We start from the raw sequence: 22,481 nt of genomic DNA, 5'->3' as shown, positions 1-22,481 counted from the left end.
ACTATGAATCGAAGAACTTTTCTCTTAGGAGGCATGGGTGGACTGGTCATGTTGAGTGGCGTGAGTGTCTGGAATTTATTCCGTCAAGATGCAATCGTGTTAAGAGATTTACCGTTAAAGCAAGAAAACTTTATAACGGAAGATCTTGCCGAAATTCTTTATTTAGCATCGCTTGCGCCCAGTGGACATAATACTCAACCCTGGACTGTAAAGATTATCGAACAACATTACTGGGTGATTGGAGCGGAGCGATCTCGTTGGCTGCCTGCTATTGATCCGGAGAATCGAGAAATGTTGTTGTCGTTAGGCGCTTTTTTAGAAAATCTTATTGTCGCTGCAAATGCAAAGGGGTATGCCGTTGAAACGGAACTGCTGGCAAAATCATCCTTTGAAAGTGAAATAGTGACCGTAAAACTGTATAAGGATAATAATGGAACTAACTTTAATACAGAAAATATAAAGCTTCGTCGAACGATAAGAAATCATTTTTTGAATGATCCAGTATCCGTAGCAGATATCAGAGACGTTATAAGCGATGATCGAGATAGTTTTATTTATTATCCCAAAGATATTCCCGCGGGAAAATATCTTGAAGAAGGTACGATTCTTGCGAATCGGATACAAGTCTATCGAAATCCGGCGCAAGAAGAATTGGCAAAATGGATTCGCTGGTCAAAAGAAGATAGAGAAAAGTATCGAAATGGTCTAACGCCTGCGGGCATGGAGATAGAAGGTATAGCAAGATGGTATGTTGAAAATTTTTATTCTGATAAGTCAGTTCTTACTAGGAGTTTTCGCGAGGAGACAATTCAGATTGTGCAAAGGCAAGTAACATCTGGTAGTGGTTGGTTACTGTTAGTAAGTAAGGATTCGTCAATATCTGGAATCCTTGCGGCAGGTCGTAAATTGCAACGAATGTGGCTTAAGCTTAGAGATAAAAACATTGCAATTCATCCCATGACGCAAATGTTAGAGGAAGCTCCCCTACAGCAAGAGATACTATCGTCTCTAAATATCAATAAAACCATTCAATTTTTATTGCGAGTGGGTTATGTCAAAGATTACCCAAAACCGGTAAGTCCCAGAATGACACTTTCTCAGATCATTGTGTAACATAGGTTAGCTTGTCGTTGCATAAAAAATCGGTGATAATAGTATTATCTTTAAGAAAATGCAGTGAAAGATAGGAGCGATTCCATGAGTGAGACAACTAACATATTTACTGAAATGAGGCATAAGAATAAGCTTATGTCCGAGACAGAAGCTATTGAAGTTTTGACAAAAGCCGAATTTGGAACTTTAGCTTCTATTGGCAAAAATGGTTATCCCTATGCGGTGCCATTAAATTTTGTTTATGAAAATGGCGCAATATACTTTCATTCCGCTCTTGAGGGAAATAAGATTCATAACATTAAAAATGATGCAAAAGTTAGTTTTTCTGCAGTTAGCTACGTTAATTTAGTACCAAGTAAGTTTGATACAGAATATGATAGCGCCGTAATATTTGGGACCGCAGTTGAGGTTACCGATGAACTAGAAAAGCGGCAAGCGCTTATAGCCTTAATAAAAAAATATTCAAGTGAGTACTTTGATAAGGGAATGGCTTATATAACGAATAGTATCAATACTACGGCCGTTTATAAAATCCATATTGAACATATGACGGGAAAACGAGGACGGTAGCTCGACAGGATTGTGGTGAGGAAAACGTCTTTGAAAGAAACCGTTTCTAAAGTTCCAAATGCATTTTAGGTAAATTTTTACTTATATTTCACCCACAAAGTACCGATATAATAAATAGTGATAGAGTAAGATCTTACGGATGGAGTGGAGAGTATGCCAATTGACCAAGCAAGTTTAAATAGTTTGTTGACTACTCTTATGCCAAAAGATAATATGACGGCTTTACGTGAACGACGGGCCAATTTATTGCAGAATCTACAAGATCGAAAGGACAACGGGAACAATGACGACGGTCATCAAGTTGTAGGCGATGCCAAAAAAGAGCTTGCAGAATTGGCTGAAGTCGATCAACATATTGCGCAAGAAGTATATGATGAAACAACTAGAAAGCTCGAGGAAGAAAGGCTGAAGTTGGAAGAGGCATTTGCTAAAAAGGAACGCGATAGAGAACGGCTGTTGGCTAAACACGAACGTCTTTTGGAAAATAGAAGTATGAGCAAACTTTTGTCTGCTGCTATCAAGGAAAATCATCCAGGAAGCCCCTATATTGGTGACTTTAACAGTGGTCGACAAGGCGATAATGCCTATGTCTCTGAGGTGGAGCGAGACTTGCATGAGTGTGTACAATATGGGATTGCAGCAGCGGAAGTAGCTGCACGTAGGAAAAATGCCGAAACAAAGGCGCAAATCGAGGAAGCTGCTGAAAAGAAGCAGAAGGCTTATAAGCAAAGGATGAGACGCATCAATATAAAGGTTTAAGAAGGATTAACATCAAAAATCTCCCTATAAGTCTATATTTAAATAAAAATCAGATGACTTGAAACGAAACAGTTTCAGGTCATTTTTTATAAGGAAGAAATTTCTGAGAGGACTTGACGTCGTAAGATGAGTTATATTATCATTAACGTGTATATACACGTTAATGATTTTGAGAACTGTATCATAAAAAAGCGAATTTTACTATGGACTTTATTAGAATGAGAAAGAATAAGGGAGGTAAAAATGCTTAAAGAAGAAATTAGACAGTATATTTTAGGATTAGGGGTAGATGATGTAGGCTTTGCAAAAGTGGCGGATTATCAAAGTCCTAAGTCGTATCCAATCGATAATTTTTTGCTAGGCGCAAAGACGATTATTTCGTTAGTATTTCAGGAATTGGACACCTGTGAAAGTCCCAGCACTACTATAGCGATGAATGGTAGATTAGATATGAACTATTTTCAGCGGTCTTGCAGCTACCAAATCAATCGTTTTTTGAAAAGAAAATTTCAGGCCAAGACTGTGGACATGCCCTATTCTTCTCCCATGGAACAGAACAAGGATAGAAAGGGAGTCGCAGATTTTTCTCAACGCCATGCTGCGGTAGCCGCTGGACTCGGAATATTTGGCAGGCATAATCTGGTTATTCATCCCCGTTTTGGAACACGCATTGGTTTGGCGGCTCTCATTACTAATCTTGAGCTTGAGCCTGATGAGAAAATTGCAGAAGATTTGTGTATTCATTGTGATTTATGTGTCAAAAATTGCCCGGGAGGCGCCTTAGACGAAGCTGGCAAAACAGATATAAGCAAATGCATTAAACACTCACAACCTTATGGACTTGGTTCTGATATTAGTTTTTGGCACCAATTTGTCAGCAGTTCACCAGAAGAGCAAAAGCAGCTGTTTGTTGATGAGCGATACTGGCGTATACGACAGGCCCACTCTATCGGGATGCAATATTATTGCTTTAATTGCTTCAAGTCGTGTCCGGTTGGTCTAAAATAAATACGAATCCAGCAAAATTCATTAATAATAAATATTTGTTGTGGCGGAATGGAGTGACGTAGTTGCATTAAAGGCCCGTTTATTATAAGATAGTTAAAACTGGGTTGCCTGAGGAGAGTGAGGCTATGGAAGCATTTTTATGTGAACGTCGTACTTATGAGAATAAGCCATTTACTCATGCTCACTCCTATAGTCAGCTGATTGTTCCTATCTATGGATCCCTAACAGTTTCTGATGGTCAGGCTCTCGAAGAGAGCAAACAGATAATATTTATACCTTCTGCAGTTGTTCATTCTTTTTATGCCAGGGAATCGAACCAATTTTTTGTTTTTGATATACCCTTGTCTTATTTGCCTGAGGCAATGGGGACTCATGCTAAATTTTACCCCTTCAATGGACGATGGCAAGCCATTAAATCCCTATTAGCAGCAGAGGTAGGAAGTATGCCAGTATCAAATCAGCGTCTAATAGATTTGTTTCGTTATATAGCAGGCGTTTTAAGGGAAGATAACTTATCAATTTCTATTGATTATATCAAGAAAAATTTTCATGAGCCGTTAAAGATACAGCAACTTGCCGACATGGAGCATTTTAATCAAACATATTATGTAGAATGGTTTAAAAAACGCTTTGGAATATCACCGATTGCTTATATTCGCGAATTGCGGTTAAATAAGGCTAAAGAACTTCTTTCCCATACTAATTACAGTATACTGCAAATTGCTCAACAAATAGGATATGCCAACCAGGAAACGCTGACTCGATTATTTCGCAGAGAGATAGGAATGACTCCGGGAGCGTATCGTCAAATGTGCCAAAAGTAGATCAAATTAAATCAAAATATAAGTCAAAAAGAACAAAACTCCTTCTGCTATGATAAATTAAGCAGAAGGAGTTTTGCTATAGAAAGGGAGATTATAATGAATCTAAAAGAAACCATAACTAACACGATTCGAACTTATGTTTCTAAATATCAGGAGGGCATAGCTGGCGCGTGTCAATGGGGTGACCCTTTAGTTCGATTTGTTGATGCCAACCATCCGGAGCTTTTTAAATTAAAGGAGATTATTTCGCAAGGTCATATTATGCCCCATGAAGTAATCGAAAAGCCGACAATTATTATTGCTTATTTCGTTCCATTTACTCGGGAACTGGCGAATACCAACAAAGTAATTCATGAAGCGGCATCTCCAGAGTGGGCCTATGCTTATGAAGAAACTAATAAAATGTTGAGAGAATTGAATCGTTATCTTATTAGTGATATAAAACAAAGAGGCTATAATGCGGCAGTTTCTAAAGCGGCAGCAACCTTTGATCGGGAAAAATTAATAAGCAATTGGTCGCACCGCCATATTGCAAGGTTAGCGGGACTAGGTACCTTTGGTATCAATAATATGTTAATTACGAAACAGGGGTGCTGTGGTCGCTATAGCACATTAGTTACAAATTTAGACATAGTGCCAGATAAGCCGCTAGATGAGGAGTATTGTTTATATAAGAAAGAGGGGGCGTGTGGTATTTGTGTGAAAAAATGCCCATCAGGAGCGTTGACTTTGTCTGGCTATGATAGAAAGAAATGTTATCAAGTGTGTTTAAAAAATGCCGAGCTTTATAAAAATCTTGGGAATTCCTATTTGGATGAATCGGCACAACATTCGAATGATACTGGCAGCGAGATTTGTGGCAAGTGTGTCGTTAATGTTCCTTGTTCTTTTAAATAGTGAATTGCGATCCATTCATTAAGGTGCGATCGCTTCCAATTTAGATAGTAGCTCGACGAGTTTGTCAAGATCCTCTGTGCCCATATATTCCTTTAAGGCGTCTTGAGCTTCGTTCCATAAAGACAACCCTTCCACTAGGGCTGTGTGGCCTGGTTCGGTCAGTATGATGAGCTTAGTGCGCATATCTTTGCCTGGTTTAACTGCAATGAATCCGACATCAATCAATGGTTTCATATTGCGGTTCAAGGTGGTACGATCAATGCGTACAGTTTTAGCTAATTCAGAGATGGTAGAAGTTTCAGATAGTTGGATATGCTTCAGCAGAGACATTTGGGCGGTAGTAAGGCCGCTTGATTTTAATGTATCATCGTAAAATTGAGTAAGAGCCCTTGACGCTCGCCGCAAATTCAGGCAATAACAGGGACTTGGTGTTTTGGGATAAACTTCTTTGATCGGTTTCATATTGTAACCTCTGTCACTTCCTGTGTATATACACGAGAATTATTTGGAATGATTATAAATCATACTTCTTACTGGAGTCAAGCCTAATGAGTAATAATGGAAAATAATTGACTAAGTTAAATAAATGATTGACAAAATCAAGTATTTATTTTATTCTATGATTAAATATGATAAAGAGAGTATGATGGAATATGGAAAAAATTGAAAAATATGCTCAGGAAATTAGAAAGTTTAATCGGTTTTATACAAATCTAAGTGGTCTCATGAATCAAACCATACTGGGCAGTTCTTACTCGCTTGCGGAAGCTAGGATACTCCTTGAAATTGATAGTTCGAGTCAATGCACTGCTAGTGATTTAGCAAAGGTGTTGCACATTGATTCAGGTTATTTAAGCAGGATACTCTTGCGATTTACTCGTGATAAACTGCTTGTTAAAGCGAAGTCACTGACTGACGGCCGCGCTCACCTATTATCACTTACTGAAAAAGGCTGTGAAGTCATTCATAAACTTTACGAAGATTCGACAGCACAAGCCTGTAAAATTCTTGAAACTTTGACAGAGGAAGAACAGGAAAAACTTATGAATCATATGGCAGCCATTAGAAATCTTTTGGATAAACCAGAGCAAAAGACTTATATTATACGAAACATGAAGTATGGCGAGGCTGGCTATATTGTACATCGGCATTGTGTTCTTTATGAAAAGGAATATGGTCTTACCGGATCTTTTGAGAAATATGTACTTGATAGTCTTACAAAATATATTGATGAACAGCCGGAAGGCGAAGTTTGGGTAGCGGAAGATAATGGACAAATTATTGGTTTTATTGCCATTGTTAGTACGGGTGAAAACGAAGCGCAGTTAAGATGGTTTTTGCTAGAGCCCGAATATCGCGGCGCAGGCTTGGGGCGTCAGCTAATGAAGACCGCTATCGATTACTGTAAGCAAAAGAATTTCCGTCATGTCTTTTTGTGGACTTTTCAAGAGTTGTGTGCGGCTAGACATTTATATAAAAGTTTTGGCTTTACCCTTACGGAACAAGTGGCAAGTACTACGTGGAAAAAAGATTTAGTAGAAGAACGGTGGGATCTGGAATTTTAGGTGGATTTTTACATAAATCCACCATTGACACGTAATGTTTGCCCGGTTATCCATTGAGCTTTATCACTTACTAGAAATTCAATGATATTAGCAATATCATTTGGCTCGCCGATCCGACCAAAAGCATTCATCTGCTTTAACATCTCAATTTGCTGTTCGGTTTTTCCAAAGTTAAAAAGTTCAGTATTAACTGGACCAGGGGCCACTGCATTTATTGTTATATTCTTGGAACCGAATTCTTTCGCTAATTGACGAGTAATTTGTTCAATGGCTCCTTTGGTTGCGGCGTAGACACTGTAAGTTGGAAACATGCCGCCAATTATTGAAGTTGAAAAATTGATAATTCTACCGTTGTTTTCCATATGCTTCATTGCTTGCTGGCAAGTAAAATAAGTTCCTTTTACATTAATATTGAAGAGCGTATCAAACTCTTCTTCTGTTACATCTGCGAGGAGTTTATATAGAATTACGCCTGCATTATTAATTAGAATATCCACTTTGCCAAACTCCGCTATCGTGTTTGTAAATAAGTCTCTTACATCTTTTATATTACTAACATCGGCTTGAAGTGCAACGGCTTTTTTTCCAGAAGAGTTAATTTCTTCAACTACTGCCTCAGCTTTCTCTGGACTACGGGAGTAATTTACAATGACATTCGCCCCAAGAGTAGCTAATTGTTTAGCGATTACTCGGCCTATTCCTCTGGATGCACCTGTTACTATTGCCACTTTTCCTTCTAGATTTTCCATGTCTATCATCCTTTCTTAATATAAAAAATTTGTAATAGAGAGTTGATGATTGAGTTTATTGTAGAATAAGCGAGCATTGAATAGGTAGCCTATTCCTATAATTTCCTTGCCTAATCCTACAAACCAATTTATAATTGGCCCCATAACAATAGTAGAGGTGGTTTGTATTTTTAACGGATTTGACTCGAATCTAGAGAGCCAACAAAAGCAGTTAGCCTTGCAAGTTCAACAGTTGACCGATAAAGATGGTTTTCAGGCAACGGCGATACCATCGCTAGATTTAATTCGCGCTTCTAATATTTCGGTGCCTTTACATACAATTTACACACCCTCTTTGTGCGTCATAGTGCAAGGTGCGAAAACGGTTCTTCTCGGAACAGAGAGATATACATATGACACAACTTCATATTTAGTTGCTTCTGTTCATTTGCCGATCATTGGTCAAATTATCAAGGCTTCGCCTAAATCTCCTTATTTAGGCATACGCCTTGGATTTAGTTTTGATCAAATCTATGATATTATCAAGTCCTCTAAGCAAGTTTTGAATAAAACATCAGATTTAAAAAAAGGATTAATTGTAACTAAATCGTCAGGGCTTCTACTTGACGCTTTGCACCGACTTCTCGCTCTTTTGAAAACTCCTGATGATATTCCGACTCTGGCTCCTTTATGTATTAAAGAAATTCTTTATCGTATTTTGCAAGCAGAGTCAGGTGCAGTCATTAGGCAATTTACTGTGAGCGGGAGCCATGCTATAGCACAAGTCATTACATTGATTCGTAATGATTTCGCTAGAACTTTGCATATTGAGGAATTGGCTGAAGTAACTAATATGAGCCCGTCGTCGCTATACCAGTACTTTAAGAGAGTTACTGCAATGACTCCTTTGCAATATCAAAAACAAATTCGCTTGCAAGAGGCAAGGCGGCTATTACTTTCCCAAACATTAGAGGCAGCAGATGCCGCGTATAAAGTAGGATATGAGAGCCCGACTCAATTTAGCCGTGAATATGCTCGAATGTTTGGGTTACCTCCGATGAGCGATATAAAGCGTTTGAAAAATTCTATATATGCTAATTTTTAGAACGAGTAAGCGCTAAAAAATAAAATCAATACAGTAGAATGTAAGATAAGAATGACAAGAGCCTGCAGTTACTTTACAGCAGGCTCTTGTCATTTATTTTTGAACGTTTTTTCCTCATCCATTGAAATTTTTTATTAAGACAATTACTATATTCAATTTCATTTTATCAAGCAAACAAGGTAAACTGAAAGGAGTCACGGGAGCATAGTAGGAGGTCAAATGAATTGTCAGATAGATCAATATATCCTACAATTGAAATAGATCAAATTGTAGGATGTGCTAGAATATGGATTTGCGGTTATTAAAAACTTTTCTTTGCGTTGCTAAAATAGAAAATATTACTCAGGCGGCAGAAACGATGAATTTTAGCCAGCCTACCGTAACGGCTCAGATTAAGACACTGGAAGAACATTTTGGTGTTTTGCTTTTTGAAAGAGTTGGGAAAAAATTATATATTACTGAAGCGGGAAAGTGCTTAGTCGGCTATGCAGAAAAATTGCTCTTGACTCACAGGGAAGCGCAAACTGCTCTAGATGAAATATCTTGCCATCGAACGATTCGCATTGGTCTGGGTACAGCTGTAGCAGCGCATATGCTTTCGCCCGTTTTGCAAGAATTGCATGAAAATAACCCGAATGTTGCCGTAAGCATTGAACATTGTATCAATTTACCAGAAACGATAAAAGGAATATTAGATAATAGTTTTGATTTTGCCATGGTCCATGATACAGTCTCGCATCATAAGATTTTACAATTTAATCTTGGCTTACAAAAATTAAAGGGGGTTGCTCATACATCACTGTTACAAAAGTACGGCAATGATATTTGGCAATATCCGATTATTGCTTTAAGGCAAAGCAGTCTTTATCGAAAAATATATGATGGCGCATTTCAGGAACGCAGTATCCGGCCTATTTTGGAGTACAGTGATTCAGAAGCGGTAAAAGAAGCTGTATTAAAAGGATTGGGAGCGGGGATTTTGCCAGAGATACTAGTGGCAGATTCCATTCGAGACGGGGCCTTAAGCGAATTACAGCAAGTTCCCAATTTTGCAATTACCTTTTCTATAATATTTCATAAGGAAAAGCTTTTTACCGCGGAAACGCAATTATTATTAACAAGGATTGCCGCTCAGGCCGACCAAGGAACAGCTTTTCTAGAGTATTTGCAAGCAACCTAAGTGACAGGTGGTAATTCTTTATGATACAACTTTTAGCGAATATTAAGGGGAAATATAATCAAGCTTTAATGACAGGCAGTTTGGCCCATTTTATTCACGATGGCTTCAGCGATATGTTATATATCTTTTTTCCCATTTGGCAGGCCCAATTTTCATTGACTTTTGCCGAAGTTGGTTTTTTAAAAACGCTTTTTTCTGGGTTTCTAGCTGGATTTCAAATACCGTCAACTTTTCTTGCCTCGCGACTCGGTGAAGCCCGAACTCTCTTGATCGGAACTATTGTTACAAGTATTTCTGTGTTTTTTTATGGTTTAGCACCGGCCTTTTTATTTTTATGTTTGCTGCTAGTTGCTGGCGGGCTTGGTTCGAGCGTACAGCATCCCTTGTCATCATCAATCATCTCTAGTGAATATAATGATAGCAATCAGCGAAGAGTTGCGTTAAGTACATTTAATGTAGCTGGTGATATGGGAAAACTTGTTTTACCAAGTGGTGTTTCGTTCATTGTTAGTCAATATAGCTGGCAAGCGGCAAGCCAGATTATGGGGATTGTGGGACTAGCGATTGCAGCGCTGCTATTTATAAATAGCAGAAATCTAATCTCTCATAATGGGCATTTACAATCTGACAAACAAGCGGGTGGCTTCAATGGTTGGAAAGCGAGTAAAGCTTTTTGGTCCTTGTTACTGATTGGTATTATTGACAGCAGCACCCGAATGGGATTTTTGACTTTTTTTCCTTTTTTAATGCAGGGAAAAGGGGCAAGCGTAGCGACTATCGGCATCGCTTTTTCGCTAGTATTTGCCGGTGGGGCCATGGGAAAATTTTTTGTGGGAACCTTGGCTACGAAAGTGGGAGTACTACGATCTGTAATTATTACAGAAATCTTAACTACATTTTTTATCATAAGCGTACTGAACTGTTCTTTACATATTGTGATGGTAATTTCTTTGTTATTAGGAATTGCTTTAAACGGCACGTCTTCTGTGCTTTATGGCAGCGTCCCTGATTTAGTGAAAGCGGAAAATCAAAAACAAGCATTTGCGTTATTTTATACAGCCACGATTGCTTCTGGCGCAGTGTCCCCCTGGCTGTATGGAATTTTCAGCGATGTAGCTGGCATTAACATCTCTGTATTTGTTGTAGCGCTTGTAGCGTTATTTACAATTCCTTTGACCATACCGATCAATAAACATAATAAAACTGCGCAGTACTAGAATGCACTGTAAAATAAAAAAGACTAGCTGGTTATACTCAAAAAAGTATAGTCAGCTAGTTTTCTTTGTCAGATTGATTCATTATGCTTTTTTATAAGGAATTTTACTTTCGCAAGGTACGCCTGTCTGACACTTGCCGCAGCCGTAACGGGGAGCGTATTTTTCGGTTATTTTGTCTAAAAAAGCAGCACAAAGTACATGGTTTTTTCCCGCTTCTAATGAGATTGCTTTAGCTGGACATTTTCGAACGCATGCACCGCAATGGGTGCAATATTCATCGATAGATTGATAATTTCTTGAATCAGGCGGTATTTCCAGATCCGTAATCAAACTACTGAATCTTCCGGCGATTCCTTTGCTTGTAATGAGCCCTTTGGAAAGACCAAAGGTACCGAGTCCACAGATGAAAGCGATATGACGTTCTGACCAATTACTAGTAAACGCGGCTTCAGGGTGAGACGTGGCTGGGTTTAAGTATCTTTTTGCCCAAAAGCGTTCATCGAGCGAAGGGATTATACTGTGATAGCCTGCAGCTTCTAAAGAGGATTTAATATGTAGAGATAGCTTATTGATGAATAGCTGTCCTTCAATGCGGGCATGAAGCCATTCTTCTGGCGGCCAAAGCGGATCTTTGTTATTTTCTTTTTTTACTTGTTCAGTATAGGGAAGAAAAAAAGAAATAACTGTTTTTCCTTCTGTCAGCCATTGCTGTGGGAGAAGAAAATGTTCGCCGATTCCAGTTGCTTTTTTCAATTCGTTAAAATAGGGATCCGTGGCAGAACCAAAAGCAAAGATTGGATTTTCGTACATCTTTAAACCAATTACTTTGGGGGAAAGCGCAATTTCTTTAGCAATATAATTGTCTTTGGAAGTCTCGGTAAAGTGGGCGGCTAATTCGCAGATGTCTGTTTTATTCATATTACCACCTAGCCTTAATTTTTAGATAGAGAAGTGTTAATCGACCGTATATTTACTATACTGTATCAAATGGAATCTGTAAATTTCTAATTTATTATAAAAAGGCTGCCGTACTAAGACGGTTTCATACCAGATATGGTGAGTCCCGCTTAGTGCGACAGTCCTTTTGTTTTGCTATATCCAATACTTTGGGAAGAGCCTTAGATGACTTGATAGTACAGCCCATGTTCCACGCAGTAAAAATAGAGTTTGCCGTGTCCGAGCTTGGCAAAGCGAACTTGCATATTCCATTCAGGGTATTGTTTTACTAGCAAGACTCTGTCGCCAGTTACGTAGGCGATAAAGGAAAGATAATGGACTTTGCTCATTTCATGAGGGGAAGTAATATATAATTCATCTTCCACCGTATCGACAACGAGTCGATGATCTTCCAGCGCCTTTATCGGTGTTTGCGCTTCTAGTTTTTTGCCGCAGCAAGATACGGTGGCGTTGCCTGAGGCTGTGACTAGGTTATTACAGTTTGGGCAGACGTAAAATGCAAGTTTTTTCATGTTTCCTCCATTCAATTCGTTAAGCGCGATACTTCCTGATAAAAGTTCTTCAATATTTACATTGAAAATTTTCGATAGCTCAGGCAGCAAGGAAATGTCAGGGCAGCCGAGACCTCTTTCCCATTTGCTAATCGCTTTATCGCTGATATTCATGGTATCGGCAAGTTCTTTTTGAGTCATGTTTTTTTCTTTGCGCAGAGTATAGATCAATTTACCAATTTTTTCGCAATTCATCGTATCACCTCACAAAGCTAGTTTAGCGGATCTTTCATAAGGAGACAATAAACGAACCGTAGAGTTATTCGTGAATAATCAATTCTAATACGTCAGGTCTAGAATAGTGACCGGTTGGATCAAAATCCATGCGGCTTAAAGGAACTAAGTCTAAATTTAAATCGGCATACAAGATTTCTTCCCTGTCCCAGACAGGAGCGACAACGTATTTTCCAAAGGGGTCGACAATGCAACTACCGCCGGGACAGAAGGTTCCTGGATAATTTTCCAGTTCATGCTGATAGTTAAAATCGGTGGGATACATATCTTTTGTTACATATTGATTACAGCCAATTACAAAGCAGCGCCCTTCTAACGCAATATGCCGCATGGTGCATTGCCATTCTTCGCGGCTGTCAGCTGTTGGCGCTAAATAGATGGATACTCCTTTTTGATACATAGCGGCGCGAGCTAAGGGCATATAATTTTCCCAACAGATGAGCGAACCTACTATCCCATAAGGGGTATCGATTGTTGTTAATGTATGGTCATGGCCTTCACCCCAAATCAGGCGTTCTGTGCCTGTCGGTTTTAGCTTGCGATGCTTACCTAAAAAACTGCCGTCAGGGCCGAAGAATAAGTATGTGCAATATAAAGTACAGTTTAATTCATCTCGTTCGGTTACGCCCATGCACACATAGGCATTGGCTTCAGCGGCGGCTTTTCCGATAGATTCGGTGTCGATACTTGGTACCATGACTGAATTATCATAATAGCGTTTCCAGTCTTCACGACCTTGCATAGTTCGTGTTCCCACTACGTAACCATAAGAAAATCCCCGCGGATAGGCCGGAATAAATGATTCGGGAAATATAATGAACTTAGCATTGGCCTGGCTGGCTTCTTTTATTAGCTCGATGGCCTTGTCAATAGTTTTCTGTTTATCAAACAAACTAGGAGCAGCTTGTACTACGGCTATTTTTACATTCTTTTCTGTATTCTTCACAAATAAAACCTCCTTAGTATTTCTTTGACTTTACTTTATCATAACTTCCTAATATGATAAAAATGAATCTATTTAATTTGACTTATGAATTATATTGATAAGGAGAGCTATGAATCACAATTATCTAAAGACTTTTCTTAAAGTTGCCGAGTTAATGAACTTTTCGCAGGCGGCGCAGCAGTTAGGATATTCTCAATCGACAGTTACGATACAAATTCAGCAACTAGAGGACGAACTGGGGGTTCAGTTATTTGATCGGTTTGGTAAAAAAGTTTATATATCGCAACAAGGCGAGGCTTTTTTGCCTTTTGCGCAAAAAATTATTAAGCTAGCCATGGAAGCGCAGGAAGCTCTCATTGTGCAGCAAGAGCCGACTGGCGTCTTACAAGTAGGCATTGTTGAATCGCTTTGCAGTACTGTATATCAAGAAATTATTGAGACTTTTTTATTACGTTATCCTAAAGTTGCCTTGATAATCAAGATAGCGACTACATTAGAACTGGTAAAATTGTTGCAACAAAATCAAGTTGATGTAATAGTAACTTTAGATAAAAAAATTAATGAACATAATTTTTGCCGGGCTATAGAAAGAGAAGAAAGGATTGTATTTCTTGCTTCTAAGGCGCATCCATTGGTTTACAAAACACATTCTGTTTCTTTACAAGATATAGTTTGCGAAAAGTTTATTTTGACGGAGCAATATTGTAATTATCGCGAGGTCTTTGAAGAAATACTGCGAGAGCGTAATTTAGCAGTTGCGGCGCGACTAGAAATTGGTAGTACGAATTTAATTTTTGATCTAGTAGCAAAAGGGGTAGGCATTACGCTTCTACCAGAGATTTGTCTTTCTTATTATCCTGTGCAACAAGAAATAGCCATTTTGCCAATCGCGGATTGTTCTATTAAGCTATTTACGCAACTTATTTATAATAAAAATAAATGGGTAAGTCCGGCCAAGCAGGCGTTTATTAATATAACAGAGCAGTATTTATTTCATTGATATCTTTTAGGATATAACTATTTTTAAGAAAGTTTTGTGGTATAATAATAAGCAAATAATTTAAGGGAGCCACTGTAATGAATACAATAGAAATTCAATTGACTAAAGGCGAACCGGGACAGCCTTGTCCCATCGCTAAAACGCTTGATGTTATTGGAACGAAGTGGACCTTTCTTATTATCAGAGACCTACTGATTGAAGGAACCATGCGCTTTAGTGATTTGCAAAAATCCATGAAAGCGATCAGTCCCAAGACCCTTTCATTGCGGTTGCGAGAATTAGAGGAAAAAGGGATCGTGAATAGGAAAGTCTATCCGGAAGTACCGCCGCGCGTGGAATATTCCCTCACTGAGAAAGGCCGCTGTTTGGAAAAAATTTTTATTGAACTGAAACGTTTTGGACTTACTTTATAGATAAATGAGAGCAAAAAGAGCTAATAAGCTTTTTGCTCTTATTTATTTTTTGAATTTTTCCAGTGATAGTACAAAAATTTTTTTTGTAATTAAGCACTAGTAATGTTTTTAAAAATTTACTTGGCTTTTTCTGTGAAAAAATAGAGTAGGGCTATGATAGGCAGACTTAGTCCGAGGAGTGACGCGGCGAACCAACCGCCATAAGCGTAAGACCAGCTTCCCAGTGACGAACCGGCGGCTCCTCCTAAAAAGAAGACAGCCATAAATACTCCATTTACTCGCCCGCGGATTTCACTGCCTAGAGAATAAATAACTCGTTGGCCAAGAACGAGATTGCCTGATACGGCCATATCTAAGGCGATTGCGGCGATCACTAGTATTGTTAAGGCGAAAGGGGAAGGTTCGTTGGTGATATTTGTTAATAGGAAAGCAAGTATCGCAATGATAATGGCCAATCCTGTTAAGGGCTTCGTCCAGCCTCTATCAGCTAATCTACCGGCAATGGGAGCCGCAACAGCACCAGCCACGCCAGCAAGAGCAAATAGCGCAATTTCTTGCTGTGATAAATGAAAATGATGCGTGAGCCATAAGGGAATGACTGTCCAGAAAAGACTGAAGGAACCAAATAAGCAAGCTTGATAAAAGGCGCGGCGTCGTAAGAGCGGCTTGGTAGTAAAGAGTGATATAAGCGAAAGTAACAAACGACGATAGCTCAGGGTTGGTACAGGAGTTCTTTTGGGTAGAAAAAAGGCTAAGAGAAGTGCAAGCAGTGCTGTTAAGATAGCCGAGATCAGAAAAATAATCTGCCAACTCCATAAACCGGTCACTAGGCTGGCTAAGGGACGGGAGAGCATGATCCCCAGCAGCAGTCCGCTCATGACATTGCCGACGGCCTGCCCGCGCTTTTCCTCAGGTGCGAGATGGGCGGCGTAAGGAACAAGAATTTGCGTTGCTACAGAGCCAAGCCCAAGTAGTAAAGCAGTAACGAGGAAGAAGAACGCATTGGTTATTTGGGCGGCGCCGATTAGAGCGGCGATTAAAGCAATTAACAAGATAAAAACGAGTCGGCGATTTTCGATAAGATCAGAAAGCGGTACGATAAATAATAGACCAATGACATAGCCGATTTGTGTTAAAGTGACGATGAATCCGGCTAAAGAGAGGGGAAGGCCAGTGGCGGTGCTGATAGGGCCGATTAAGGGCTGGGCATAATAGAGATTGGCAACAATTACGCCACAGGCGACTGCCAGGAGCACTGTAATCCAAGTAGAAATTTGTTGGGAGTTTTTTTGATCTTGCTTCATAGAGAATCCCTGCCTTTATATTTTTTTGCCAATTTACAATACTAAACGTTTAGTTTTTTTTGTTAAGTAAATTATATACTATACGTTTAGTATTGTAAATATGTTTTTCGTTTTATTATGGAAAAATATTTAGTATAATGTACGTATGGTTTTCAATACTTGAAGTAGAATGGAGGTGTTTGTTTGGAAAAGAAACGAGGACGCCCTCGCGACGCTGCTACGGAAAAAGCGATTCTTGCGGCTTCCTATGAATTGCTCTTGGAAAAGGGCTTTAGCTCCGTCACTGTAGAAAAAATCGCGGAACGGGCTAAAGTGAGTAAAGCTACGATTTATAAATGGTGGCCTAATAAAGCAGCTGTTGTAATGGCTGGCTTTTTATCAGCTGCTATGTCTAGACTCCCCGTACCAGATACAGGATCAGTAGTAGAAGACACTATTATTCAAGCAGGGAATTTAGCTCGCTTTTTGGCGAGTCGCGAAGGACAAGCGATTAATGAGCTAATTGCCGAAGGGCAATTTGATGCAAAGATAGCTGAGGAATATCGGTTAAGGTATTTTCAGCCGCGTCGCCTAGAATCAAAGCGAATTCTGGAACGAGGCGTTCAGCGAGGCGAACTGAAAAAAGATTTGGATCTTGAATTATGTATTGACTTAATTTATGGTCCGCTATTTTATCGGTTGCTGATAACGGGAGAACCTGTTAATGAAGTATTTATTAAAGCTGTGGTGTATCATGTTTTTAATGGAATTCAATAATGAATAAAAAAATCCAAGGCCTTTTTCTTAGGCTTTGGATTTTTTGTTTGCATGTCTAAATGTTTCTGTAGTTACGTCAATAAAGGCTCGTAAGGCAGGCGACAGCCATTTATCTTTATGATAAATAATTTGTGTCTTAATTTGAAAGGGTGGACCGATCCAGGGAAGAATCGCGAGTCGGCCTTCTTTATATTCTTGCTCTACAGCGATTCGCGGTAAAAAGCCAATGCCCCAGCCATCCATGACGAATTTTTTTATTACGTCATTGCTGCTGAAGGCAATGACCGAGGCTGGAGTGACGCCAGCTTGGGTGAGAATGCTTTCAAAAATCCGGCGATAACTGCACCCTGGTTCTGTCAGAATAAAGGACTGATTGTTCATATCCTGTACTGTAACCGTTTTTTTGTATGCCAGAAGATGGTCAGGGGCTGTTATAATTGCCATTGGTTCTTCAAAAAGCGTATGACTTATAAAATCAGTTTCTTTGGTGGGGACATCAAGGGAGACCATAATATCGACAGTGTTTTTTTTCAAGTGGGAACGGTAATCTGAACAGATATCCAGAGTAATGTTAATCTCAACATGGGGATAGCGAGCGCGAAATATTTTAAACACTTCTGGTAAACGATGCGTGCAGAGTGATTCGGCAGTACCAATACTGAGAGAACCGCAAGGTGAAAGTGAATTAGCCAGGACAGCTTTGGCCTCTTCTGATAATTTTAATATTTTTTCTGCATAAACATAAAGATCTTCGCCTGATTTTGTAAGCTTGATTTGTTTGCCTAATCGCTCAAAGAGTAATGTGCCAAATTCTTTTTCCAACTCTTGAATTTGGTTAGTAATGGTTGATTGCGCGTATCCCAAGTGCTGAGCTGCTTGGGTAAAGCTTAGTTTTTTCACTACAATTGTGAAAGTTTTCAGTTGTCGTAGTTCCATAAATTAACCACCTATCAATTTTATTGAATTAATAGATCAAATCTATCCATTTTATCTATCGATAGCTCTATGGTAATATAACTTCAAGGATAAATCCAGTCTGAGATAATCAATTTAGGGAGGTTTAAAATGGGAAATATTACTGCTGTGACAATAAAAGAACATATGGAGAAGCTAGGCGCCGATTTGTGCCAAATCGCTGCTGTTGAACGTTTTACAAAGGCACCGTATGGATTTCATCCTGATGATATTTTTCCTGGTTGCCAAAGTGTCGTTGTTTTTGCTGTAGCTATACCAAAAAGTATTTTCTATTCTTCCTCGCAAGCTCTGTATACTTTCGCTCACTTAAAATTATTTGATAAACTTAATTCGATTGCCCTTACTGCTGCGATGGAATGGGAGAAGCACGGAATTAGTTCTGTTCCTGTGCCAGCATCGGATCCTTATGAATATTGGGATGAAAGTCGGCGTCGCGGACAGGGAATACTTTCGTTAAAGCATGCGGCAGTACAAGCTGGATTAGGGAAGATCGGAAAAAATACACTTCTTTTAAATGAACAGTTTGGGAATCGTCTTTTACTGGGCGCTATTTTACTCAAAGTCGCGGTAGAGCCTAATCAGTTATCTAAAGTGGAAGGGTGTTTGCCCAATTGTTGCATTTGTTTAGATTCCTGTCCAAGTCAAGCGTTAGATGGTGTTACTATTGATCAAAGCAAATGCCGCGCCGTTTGCGGCAAATCTTCCGAAGGCGGCGGCTTTATTTACTCCTGCAACATATGTCGGACTAGGTGTCCCAAACATCTAGGAAGATAAGTGGGATTAAAAGTCAGAGGAAACTAAAAGGGCGCCAGTACAAAAATGATTTTGTATGGCGCCCTTTTATGATAATATAATAAATTTCTTAGAACTTACTAGAAAACCCTAAAGTAACGCCTGTGGCGTTATAGGAAGGATTGCGTGCTTTAAAACCATCGGAAACATGCATAAGCATATAACCGAGATGAATGGAAGAATCTTTATCAAACTTATAAATAAGTTCCGGGCCAATTCGCCACATAAAATTAAAGGATCTTCCGCCAGCTGGAAAGGCTTTATCATAAAGAATAAGTCCGCCGCTCATATCAATAGCTGCTGAGAATTTGCCTGAGCGATATTTTTCGTTACGCACCATATAAACAGGGCCGACGCCAACAGTGGAACTATCACGAGGCGTATGCTGGTTCAGATTTGTTAGTGTAACATTGCCATAAGCCCGAGTAACGGTGAGACCGCGATAAACAGAGCGTGTCTCGCTTTCAGAAATTTTTTGTAGGATATGTAGGGAATAAGTATTTACTTTACGATCACTCGAAATCGGTGTGAGGTAATCAAAATCTAGCTCAAGCTGATTTTTTGTCGGAGCAGCGGTCGTTGCTGCAGTTGCGGCAGGTGTTGTTGCAGTTGTGGTAGCTGCTGCAGTCACTGCAGCAGTGCTAGTTGTAGTCTCAGCAGCTGATGCTTCCGGCAGTCCTAGTAAAAGTAGCGGAACAGTAAGAGCTAATGGGATAAAATTGCGCATCATGAAGCACTCCTTGTATAACCAGTTTATGGAACCCTTCTAGTAAGAAAAGCAGTATATCTTTGATTCTCTATTGAGTAAAGCTTTCCCTGTTTATCAGGAGTCTTTTCAAAAAACTCGCTGAAGTGGTATGATACAGATAGTAATTATAGTGGAACAAGAAAGGACTACCTTTTATGAAAATTATTGATGCGCATCTTCATTTTTGTGATGAACCTTATTTCGACCAGATTGCTGAAGCGGCTGGTCATAAAAATACAAATGAACATTTACAAGAACAATACATAAAAAACAATATTGTTTGCGGTGTTGTCATGGGAAACCGCAGTTTAGAATTGACGGAGCATCATTATCCCAGCTATCTTCGCTACTGCATTGGCCTTGATAGCAATTGTTTTAATCCGAAAGAAGTGAAAGCGCAAGCGGATTTAGTGGAAAAACACTTACAACGAGAAAATTGTGTCGGGATTAAGCTCTATCCTGGCTATAATCATTTTTATATTTACGATACAATCGTCGATCCTTTTTACGAATTGGCGAGGGCCTATAGAAAGCCGGTGGCGGTTCATACGGGATTAACTGCTACAAGTAATGCCTTATTAAAATATAGCCATCCCATGGTTTTGGATGAGGCGGCAGTCCGTTATCCTGAGGTGCAGTTTGTTATGTGCCATTTGGGAAATCCTTGGCTTGTTGATGCCATTGCGGTTATGGAGAAAAATAAAAATGTAGCGGCCGATCTTTCAGGAATTTTAGAAGGGAAAATAGCCAGTTTGCCCAAGTTTTTTGCGAAAAAGCACGGGTATATAGAACTCTTTAAAACTTGGCTCGAATACCTGGATGATTATGATCAATTTATGTTTGGTACAGACTGGCCTTTAGCAAATTTAACTGATTATATTGAGTTCGTAGCACAGATTATTCCCGAGAAACATCACGACAAAGTATTTTTTGACAATGCCAATCGAATTTATCAACTAAAAATCGGCGAGTGAATGGATTCAGTGTGTTTGGATCAGGTAGACGCCAGTGACAAGTAAAGCAACCCCTAAAAGGCGATAGGGATTAAGCAGATGCAGCGTGTTGCCTAGCAGACCATAATGATCAAAAAATATGGCCAGCAAGAGTTGTCCGGCGACAATCAGGCTAAATAGGTTGGCAAAACCAATTTTAGGCAGACAGAAGATCGTTGTAAAGACAAAAAAAGCGCCTAATAAGCCGCCGCTCCACATCCAAATGCTTGTCTGAGTGAGACTCGCGAAAGACGGAATTGGCTGAGCTTGATAGAAAACGGTTGCCAAATAGGCCGCGCCTAAGCCGACAGAGCCGACTAAAAAACTGACAAAAGAAGTGAGCAGCGGACTGCCAAGAAAGACTTGGAGTTTTCCGTTAATTCCTGCTTGCAGCGTTGCGGCGAATCCTGCCAGCAAAGCAAATAAGTAATAGATCATAGCTTATATCTCCTTAGTTGAAACGAATGAATGTAGTGTAAAGAAATGGTACATTATTTTCAATTCTGATGCAATAGTCTTATTATCTTGTTGTGCTTTATTGCGCACAAAGGTATAATGATTTCTATAGACGTTATAACGCACAAAACGGGAGGGATTACGCTATGCAACATTTGGTAAAAGAAAGCGCTTGTCGTGTACAAGCAGCACTAAATCAGTATGGACTAGATCTACAAGTTGTAGAGATGCAAGATTCTACCCGTACAGCGCAAGAGGCTGCTGACGCTGTTGGCTGTCAAGTAGGACAAATTGCGAAATCCTTGATTTTTAAGGGGAAAAAAAGTGAAGAGCCGCTGCTGATCATTGCTAGTGGCAGTAACCGCGTAAATGAAAAGAAATTTAAAGAATTGATTGGCGAACCCCTTGTTCGCCCAGATGCCAGCTATGTTCTTGCTAACACTGGTTATGCTATAGGCGGGATTCCTCCTATCGGTCATAGCCAAAAACTAAATTGTTTTATTGATGAAGACTTGTTTCAGTATGAAAAAATTTGGGCTGCAGCTGGGACGCCTTTTGCTCTTTTTCAGCTTACCCCAGATGATTTACTGAAGATTACCGAAGGCAAAGTAATTTCTGTTTTATAAAAAGTAGTTATAAGCGTAGGAAGAGGCATAGTTTGTAAAAATGCCTCTTTTTATTTTGGGTTAAAACAAGAAAAATTTGCATAAGTGTATAAAAAAGTATACAATATAACAGATCTTTTCTGCAAAAACTAAGGGGCGTATTACATGGAAAAGCAGCCGGATATTGGTGCAAGACTAAAAGCCACTCGAAGAAAACGCCGCTTGAGCCTTGATAAAGTGGCCGAATTAACTGGTGTGAGTAAAACTATGCTCGGACAGATTGAAAGAGGCGAATCCAGCCCAACCTTAAATACTTTGTGGAAAATCGCGACAGGATTAAAAGTATCCTTTTCTTCGCTAGTGAGTGAACCAATTCAACAAACTGACTGCAGCAGCGGCCAATTTGTTGGTTTTTCAGCGATACAAGCTTTAGCCGAGGGCAAGGGCCTTTTAAAAATTTATCCGCAATTTTCCTTTGACAGTATGCGCGGTTTTGAAATGTTCCTATTAGAGCTCGAACCTGGCTGTAATCATCACTCAGAGGCCCATGACGATGGTGTGGAAGAATATATAATGGTACTGGAAGGCGAAATTACGATTGGTGTTGCTGCACAGGAGTATCGCTTAAAAAAAGGCGATGTTCTTCGGTATTTTGCTAATCAGCCTCATTGCTATCAAAATCTCTCTAAACAGCAAGCTTCTTTTTATCACTTAATTTATTACATGTCCTAACTCTATGTGAGCAAGGGGACTAGAAAAATATAAAAACTTTGGATGTTTATTTAG

Annotated in this window: 26 protein-coding genes; 17 read left to right on the top strand and 9 right to left on the bottom strand. The window is 39.4% G+C overall.

Features of this window, described 5'->3' with window-relative positions; genetic code table 11:
* Positions 1 to 3 precede the first annotated feature (3 nt).
* The 6 genes from AC0NJP_RS06130 (at position 4) to AC0NJP_RS06105 (ending at position 5,171) form a co-directional block, all read left to right on the top strand.
* Positions 4 to 1,113: an Acg family FMN-binding oxidoreductase gene (locus AC0NJP_RS06130; RefSeq protein WP_474699171.1), complete on the top strand. Its 1,110-nt coding sequence runs from the start codon at positions 4 to 6 to the stop codon at positions 1,111 to 1,113.
* 84 nt (positions 1,114 to 1,197) lie between these two features.
* Complete coding sequence (locus AC0NJP_RS06125) at positions 1,198 to 1,683, top strand: pyridoxamine 5'-phosphate oxidase family protein (RefSeq protein ID WP_474699170.1); 486 nt, start codon at positions 1,198 to 1,200, stop codon at positions 1,681 to 1,683.
* Between the two features lie 153 nt (positions 1,684 to 1,836).
* On the top strand, positions 1,837 to 2,442 hold the full coding sequence (locus tag AC0NJP_RS06120) for a hypothetical protein (protein WP_474699169.1): 606 nt from the start codon (positions 1,837 to 1,839) through the stop codon (positions 2,440 to 2,442).
* Between the two features lie 243 nt (positions 2,443 to 2,685).
* Positions 2,686 to 3,450, top strand: a complete 765-nt coding sequence (locus AC0NJP_RS06115; protein ID WP_474699168.1) for a 4Fe-4S binding protein — start codon at positions 2,686 to 2,688, stop codon at positions 3,448 to 3,450.
* A gap of 125 nt (positions 3,451 to 3,575) precedes the next feature.
* Positions 3,576 to 4,274, top strand: coding sequence for a helix-turn-helix transcriptional regulator (locus AC0NJP_RS06110; protein WP_474699167.1), 699 nt, complete (start codon positions 3,576 to 3,578; stop codon positions 4,272 to 4,274).
* A gap of 96 nt (positions 4,275 to 4,370) precedes the next feature.
* Positions 4,371 to 5,171: an epoxyqueuosine reductase gene (locus AC0NJP_RS06105; protein ID WP_474699166.1), complete on the top strand. Its 801-nt coding sequence runs from the start codon at positions 4,371 to 4,373 to the stop codon at positions 5,169 to 5,171.
* Positions 5,172 to 5,189: 18 nt separating this feature from the next.
* Here AC0NJP_RS06105 and AC0NJP_RS06100 read toward each other — a convergent pair whose 3' ends face one another.
* Positions 5,190 to 5,633: a MarR family winged helix-turn-helix transcriptional regulator gene (locus tag AC0NJP_RS06100; RefSeq protein ID WP_474699165.1), complete on the bottom strand. Its 444-nt coding sequence runs from the start codon at positions 5,631 to 5,633 to the stop codon at positions 5,190 to 5,192.
* Between the two features lie 191 nt (positions 5,634 to 5,824).
* Between AC0NJP_RS06100 and AC0NJP_RS06095 the strand changes: the two genes are divergently transcribed.
* Complete coding sequence (locus AC0NJP_RS06095) at positions 5,825 to 6,736, top strand: bifunctional helix-turn-helix transcriptional regulator/GNAT family N-acetyltransferase (protein ID WP_474699164.1); 912 nt, start codon at positions 5,825 to 5,827, stop codon at positions 6,734 to 6,736.
* 8 nt (positions 6,737 to 6,744) lie between these two features.
* On the opposite strand, the gene AC0NJP_RS06090 is transcribed toward AC0NJP_RS06095, so the two are convergent.
* Positions 6,745 to 7,485, bottom strand: coding sequence for an SDR family oxidoreductase (locus tag AC0NJP_RS06090; RefSeq protein ID WP_474699163.1), 741 nt, complete (start codon positions 7,483 to 7,485; stop codon positions 6,745 to 6,747).
* 217 nt (positions 7,486 to 7,702) lie between these two features.
* Between AC0NJP_RS06090 and AC0NJP_RS06085 the strand changes: the two genes are divergently transcribed.
* The 3 genes from AC0NJP_RS06085 (at position 7,703) to AC0NJP_RS06075 (ending at position 10,966) form a co-directional block, all read left to right on the top strand.
* A complete protein-coding gene (locus tag AC0NJP_RS06085) occupies positions 7,703 to 8,569 on the top strand; it encodes an AraC family transcriptional regulator (protein ID WP_474699162.1) in 867 nt (288 codons plus the stop codon).
* 286 nt (positions 8,570 to 8,855) lie between these two features.
* Positions 8,856 to 9,749 carry a LysR family transcriptional regulator gene (locus tag AC0NJP_RS06080; protein WP_474699161.1) on the top strand — a complete coding sequence of 298 codons (894 nt, stop codon included), beginning with the start codon at positions 8,856 to 8,858 and terminating at the stop codon, positions 9,747 to 9,749.
* Positions 9,750 to 9,769: 20 nt separating this feature from the next.
* The gene (locus AC0NJP_RS06075; RefSeq protein ID WP_474699160.1) at positions 9,770 to 10,966 is read left to right on the top strand and encodes an MFS transporter; all 1,197 of its coding nucleotides are present in this window, start codon (positions 9,770 to 9,772) and stop codon (positions 10,964 to 10,966) included.
* 81 nt (positions 10,967 to 11,047) lie between these two features.
* On the opposite strand, the gene AC0NJP_RS06070 is transcribed toward AC0NJP_RS06075, so the two are convergent.
* The 3 genes from AC0NJP_RS06070 to AC0NJP_RS06060 form a co-directional block, all read right to left on the bottom strand.
* Positions 11,048 to 11,884 (bottom strand): 4Fe-4S binding protein, encoded by an 837-nt coding sequence (locus AC0NJP_RS06070; protein ID WP_474699159.1) that lies wholly within the window; start codon positions 11,882 to 11,884, stop codon positions 11,048 to 11,050.
* A gap of 200 nt (positions 11,885 to 12,084) precedes the next feature.
* Positions 12,085 to 12,669 carry a helix-turn-helix domain-containing protein gene (locus tag AC0NJP_RS06065; protein ID WP_474037795.1) on the bottom strand — a complete coding sequence of 195 codons (585 nt, stop codon included), beginning with the start codon at positions 12,667 to 12,669 and terminating at the stop codon, positions 12,085 to 12,087.
* Between the two features lie 64 nt (positions 12,670 to 12,733).
* On the bottom strand, positions 12,734 to 13,654 hold the full coding sequence (locus AC0NJP_RS06060) for a carbon-nitrogen hydrolase family protein (RefSeq protein ID WP_474699158.1): 921 nt from the start codon (positions 13,652 to 13,654) through the stop codon (positions 12,734 to 12,736).
* 109 nt (positions 13,655 to 13,763) lie between these two features.
* Here AC0NJP_RS06060 and AC0NJP_RS06055 point away from each other — a divergent pair, with 109 nt between their 5' ends.
* The gene (locus AC0NJP_RS06055; RefSeq protein WP_474699157.1) at positions 13,764 to 14,654 is read left to right on the top strand and encodes a LysR family transcriptional regulator; all 891 of its coding nucleotides are present in this window, start codon (positions 13,764 to 13,766) and stop codon (positions 14,652 to 14,654) included.
* Positions 14,655 to 14,731: 77 nt separating this feature from the next.
* The gene (locus AC0NJP_RS06050; RefSeq protein ID WP_474699156.1) at positions 14,732 to 15,067 is read left to right on the top strand and encodes a winged helix-turn-helix transcriptional regulator; all 336 of its coding nucleotides are present in this window, start codon (positions 14,732 to 14,734) and stop codon (positions 15,065 to 15,067) included.
* 116 nt (positions 15,068 to 15,183) lie between these two features.
* Here AC0NJP_RS06050 and AC0NJP_RS06045 read toward each other — a convergent pair whose 3' ends face one another.
* On the bottom strand, positions 15,184 to 16,371 hold the full coding sequence (locus AC0NJP_RS06045; RefSeq protein ID WP_474699155.1) for an MFS transporter: 1,188 nt from the start codon (positions 16,369 to 16,371) through the stop codon (positions 15,184 to 15,186).
* Between the two features lie 183 nt (positions 16,372 to 16,554).
* On the opposite strand from AC0NJP_RS06045, the gene AC0NJP_RS06040 reads away from it, so the two are divergent.
* The gene (locus AC0NJP_RS06040) at positions 16,555 to 17,127 is read left to right on the top strand and encodes a TetR/AcrR family transcriptional regulator (RefSeq protein WP_474037802.1); all 573 of its coding nucleotides are present in this window, start codon (positions 16,555 to 16,557) and stop codon (positions 17,125 to 17,127) included.
* Between the two features lie 27 nt (positions 17,128 to 17,154).
* On the opposite strand, the gene AC0NJP_RS06035 is transcribed toward AC0NJP_RS06040, so the two are convergent.
* Positions 17,155 to 18,063, bottom strand: a complete 909-nt coding sequence (locus tag AC0NJP_RS06035; RefSeq protein ID WP_474699154.1) for a LysR family transcriptional regulator — start codon at positions 18,061 to 18,063, stop codon at positions 17,155 to 17,157.
* A gap of 129 nt (positions 18,064 to 18,192) precedes the next feature.
* Here AC0NJP_RS06035 and AC0NJP_RS06030 point away from each other — a divergent pair, with 129 nt between their 5' ends.
* A complete protein-coding gene (locus AC0NJP_RS06030) occupies positions 18,193 to 18,876 on the top strand; it encodes a 4Fe-4S binding protein (protein ID WP_474699153.1) in 684 nt (227 codons plus the stop codon).
* A gap of 88 nt (positions 18,877 to 18,964) precedes the next feature.
* Here AC0NJP_RS06030 and AC0NJP_RS06025 read toward each other — a convergent pair whose 3' ends face one another.
* A complete protein-coding gene (locus AC0NJP_RS06025) occupies positions 18,965 to 19,624 on the bottom strand; it encodes an acyloxyacyl hydrolase (protein WP_474699152.1) in 660 nt (219 codons plus the stop codon).
* Positions 19,625 to 19,797: 173 nt separating this feature from the next.
* Here AC0NJP_RS06025 and AC0NJP_RS06020 point away from each other — a divergent pair, with 173 nt between their 5' ends.
* On the top strand, positions 19,798 to 20,616 hold the full coding sequence (locus AC0NJP_RS06020) for an amidohydrolase family protein (protein WP_474699151.1): 819 nt from the start codon (positions 19,798 to 19,800) through the stop codon (positions 20,614 to 20,616).
* Positions 20,617 to 20,622: 6 nt separating this feature from the next.
* On the opposite strand, the gene AC0NJP_RS06015 is transcribed toward AC0NJP_RS06020, so the two are convergent.
* Positions 20,623 to 21,072 carry a DMT family transporter gene (locus AC0NJP_RS06015; RefSeq protein WP_474037810.1) on the bottom strand — a complete coding sequence of 150 codons (450 nt, stop codon included), beginning with the start codon at positions 21,070 to 21,072 and terminating at the stop codon, positions 20,623 to 20,625.
* A 164-nt stretch (positions 21,073 to 21,236) separates the two neighbouring features.
* On the opposite strand from AC0NJP_RS06015, the gene AC0NJP_RS06010 reads away from it, so the two are divergent.
* Both AC0NJP_RS06010 and AC0NJP_RS06005 read left to right on the top strand, forming a co-directional pair.
* Positions 21,237 to 21,716: a YbaK/EbsC family protein gene (locus AC0NJP_RS06010; RefSeq protein WP_474037811.1), complete on the top strand. Its 480-nt coding sequence runs from the start codon at positions 21,237 to 21,239 to the stop codon at positions 21,714 to 21,716.
* Positions 21,717 to 21,860: 144 nt separating this feature from the next.
* Entirely contained in the window at positions 21,861 to 22,427 is a 567-nt protein-coding gene (locus AC0NJP_RS06005) for a helix-turn-helix domain-containing protein (protein WP_474699150.1), read from the top strand.
* Positions 22,428 to 22,481 lie beyond the last annotated feature (54 nt).

The sequence above is a fragment of the Pelorhabdus sp. sgz311002 genome (assembly GCF_056134285.1).
Note: the sequence above shows the minus strand (reverse complement) of the source record. Positions and strands in the feature narration are given on the sequence as shown.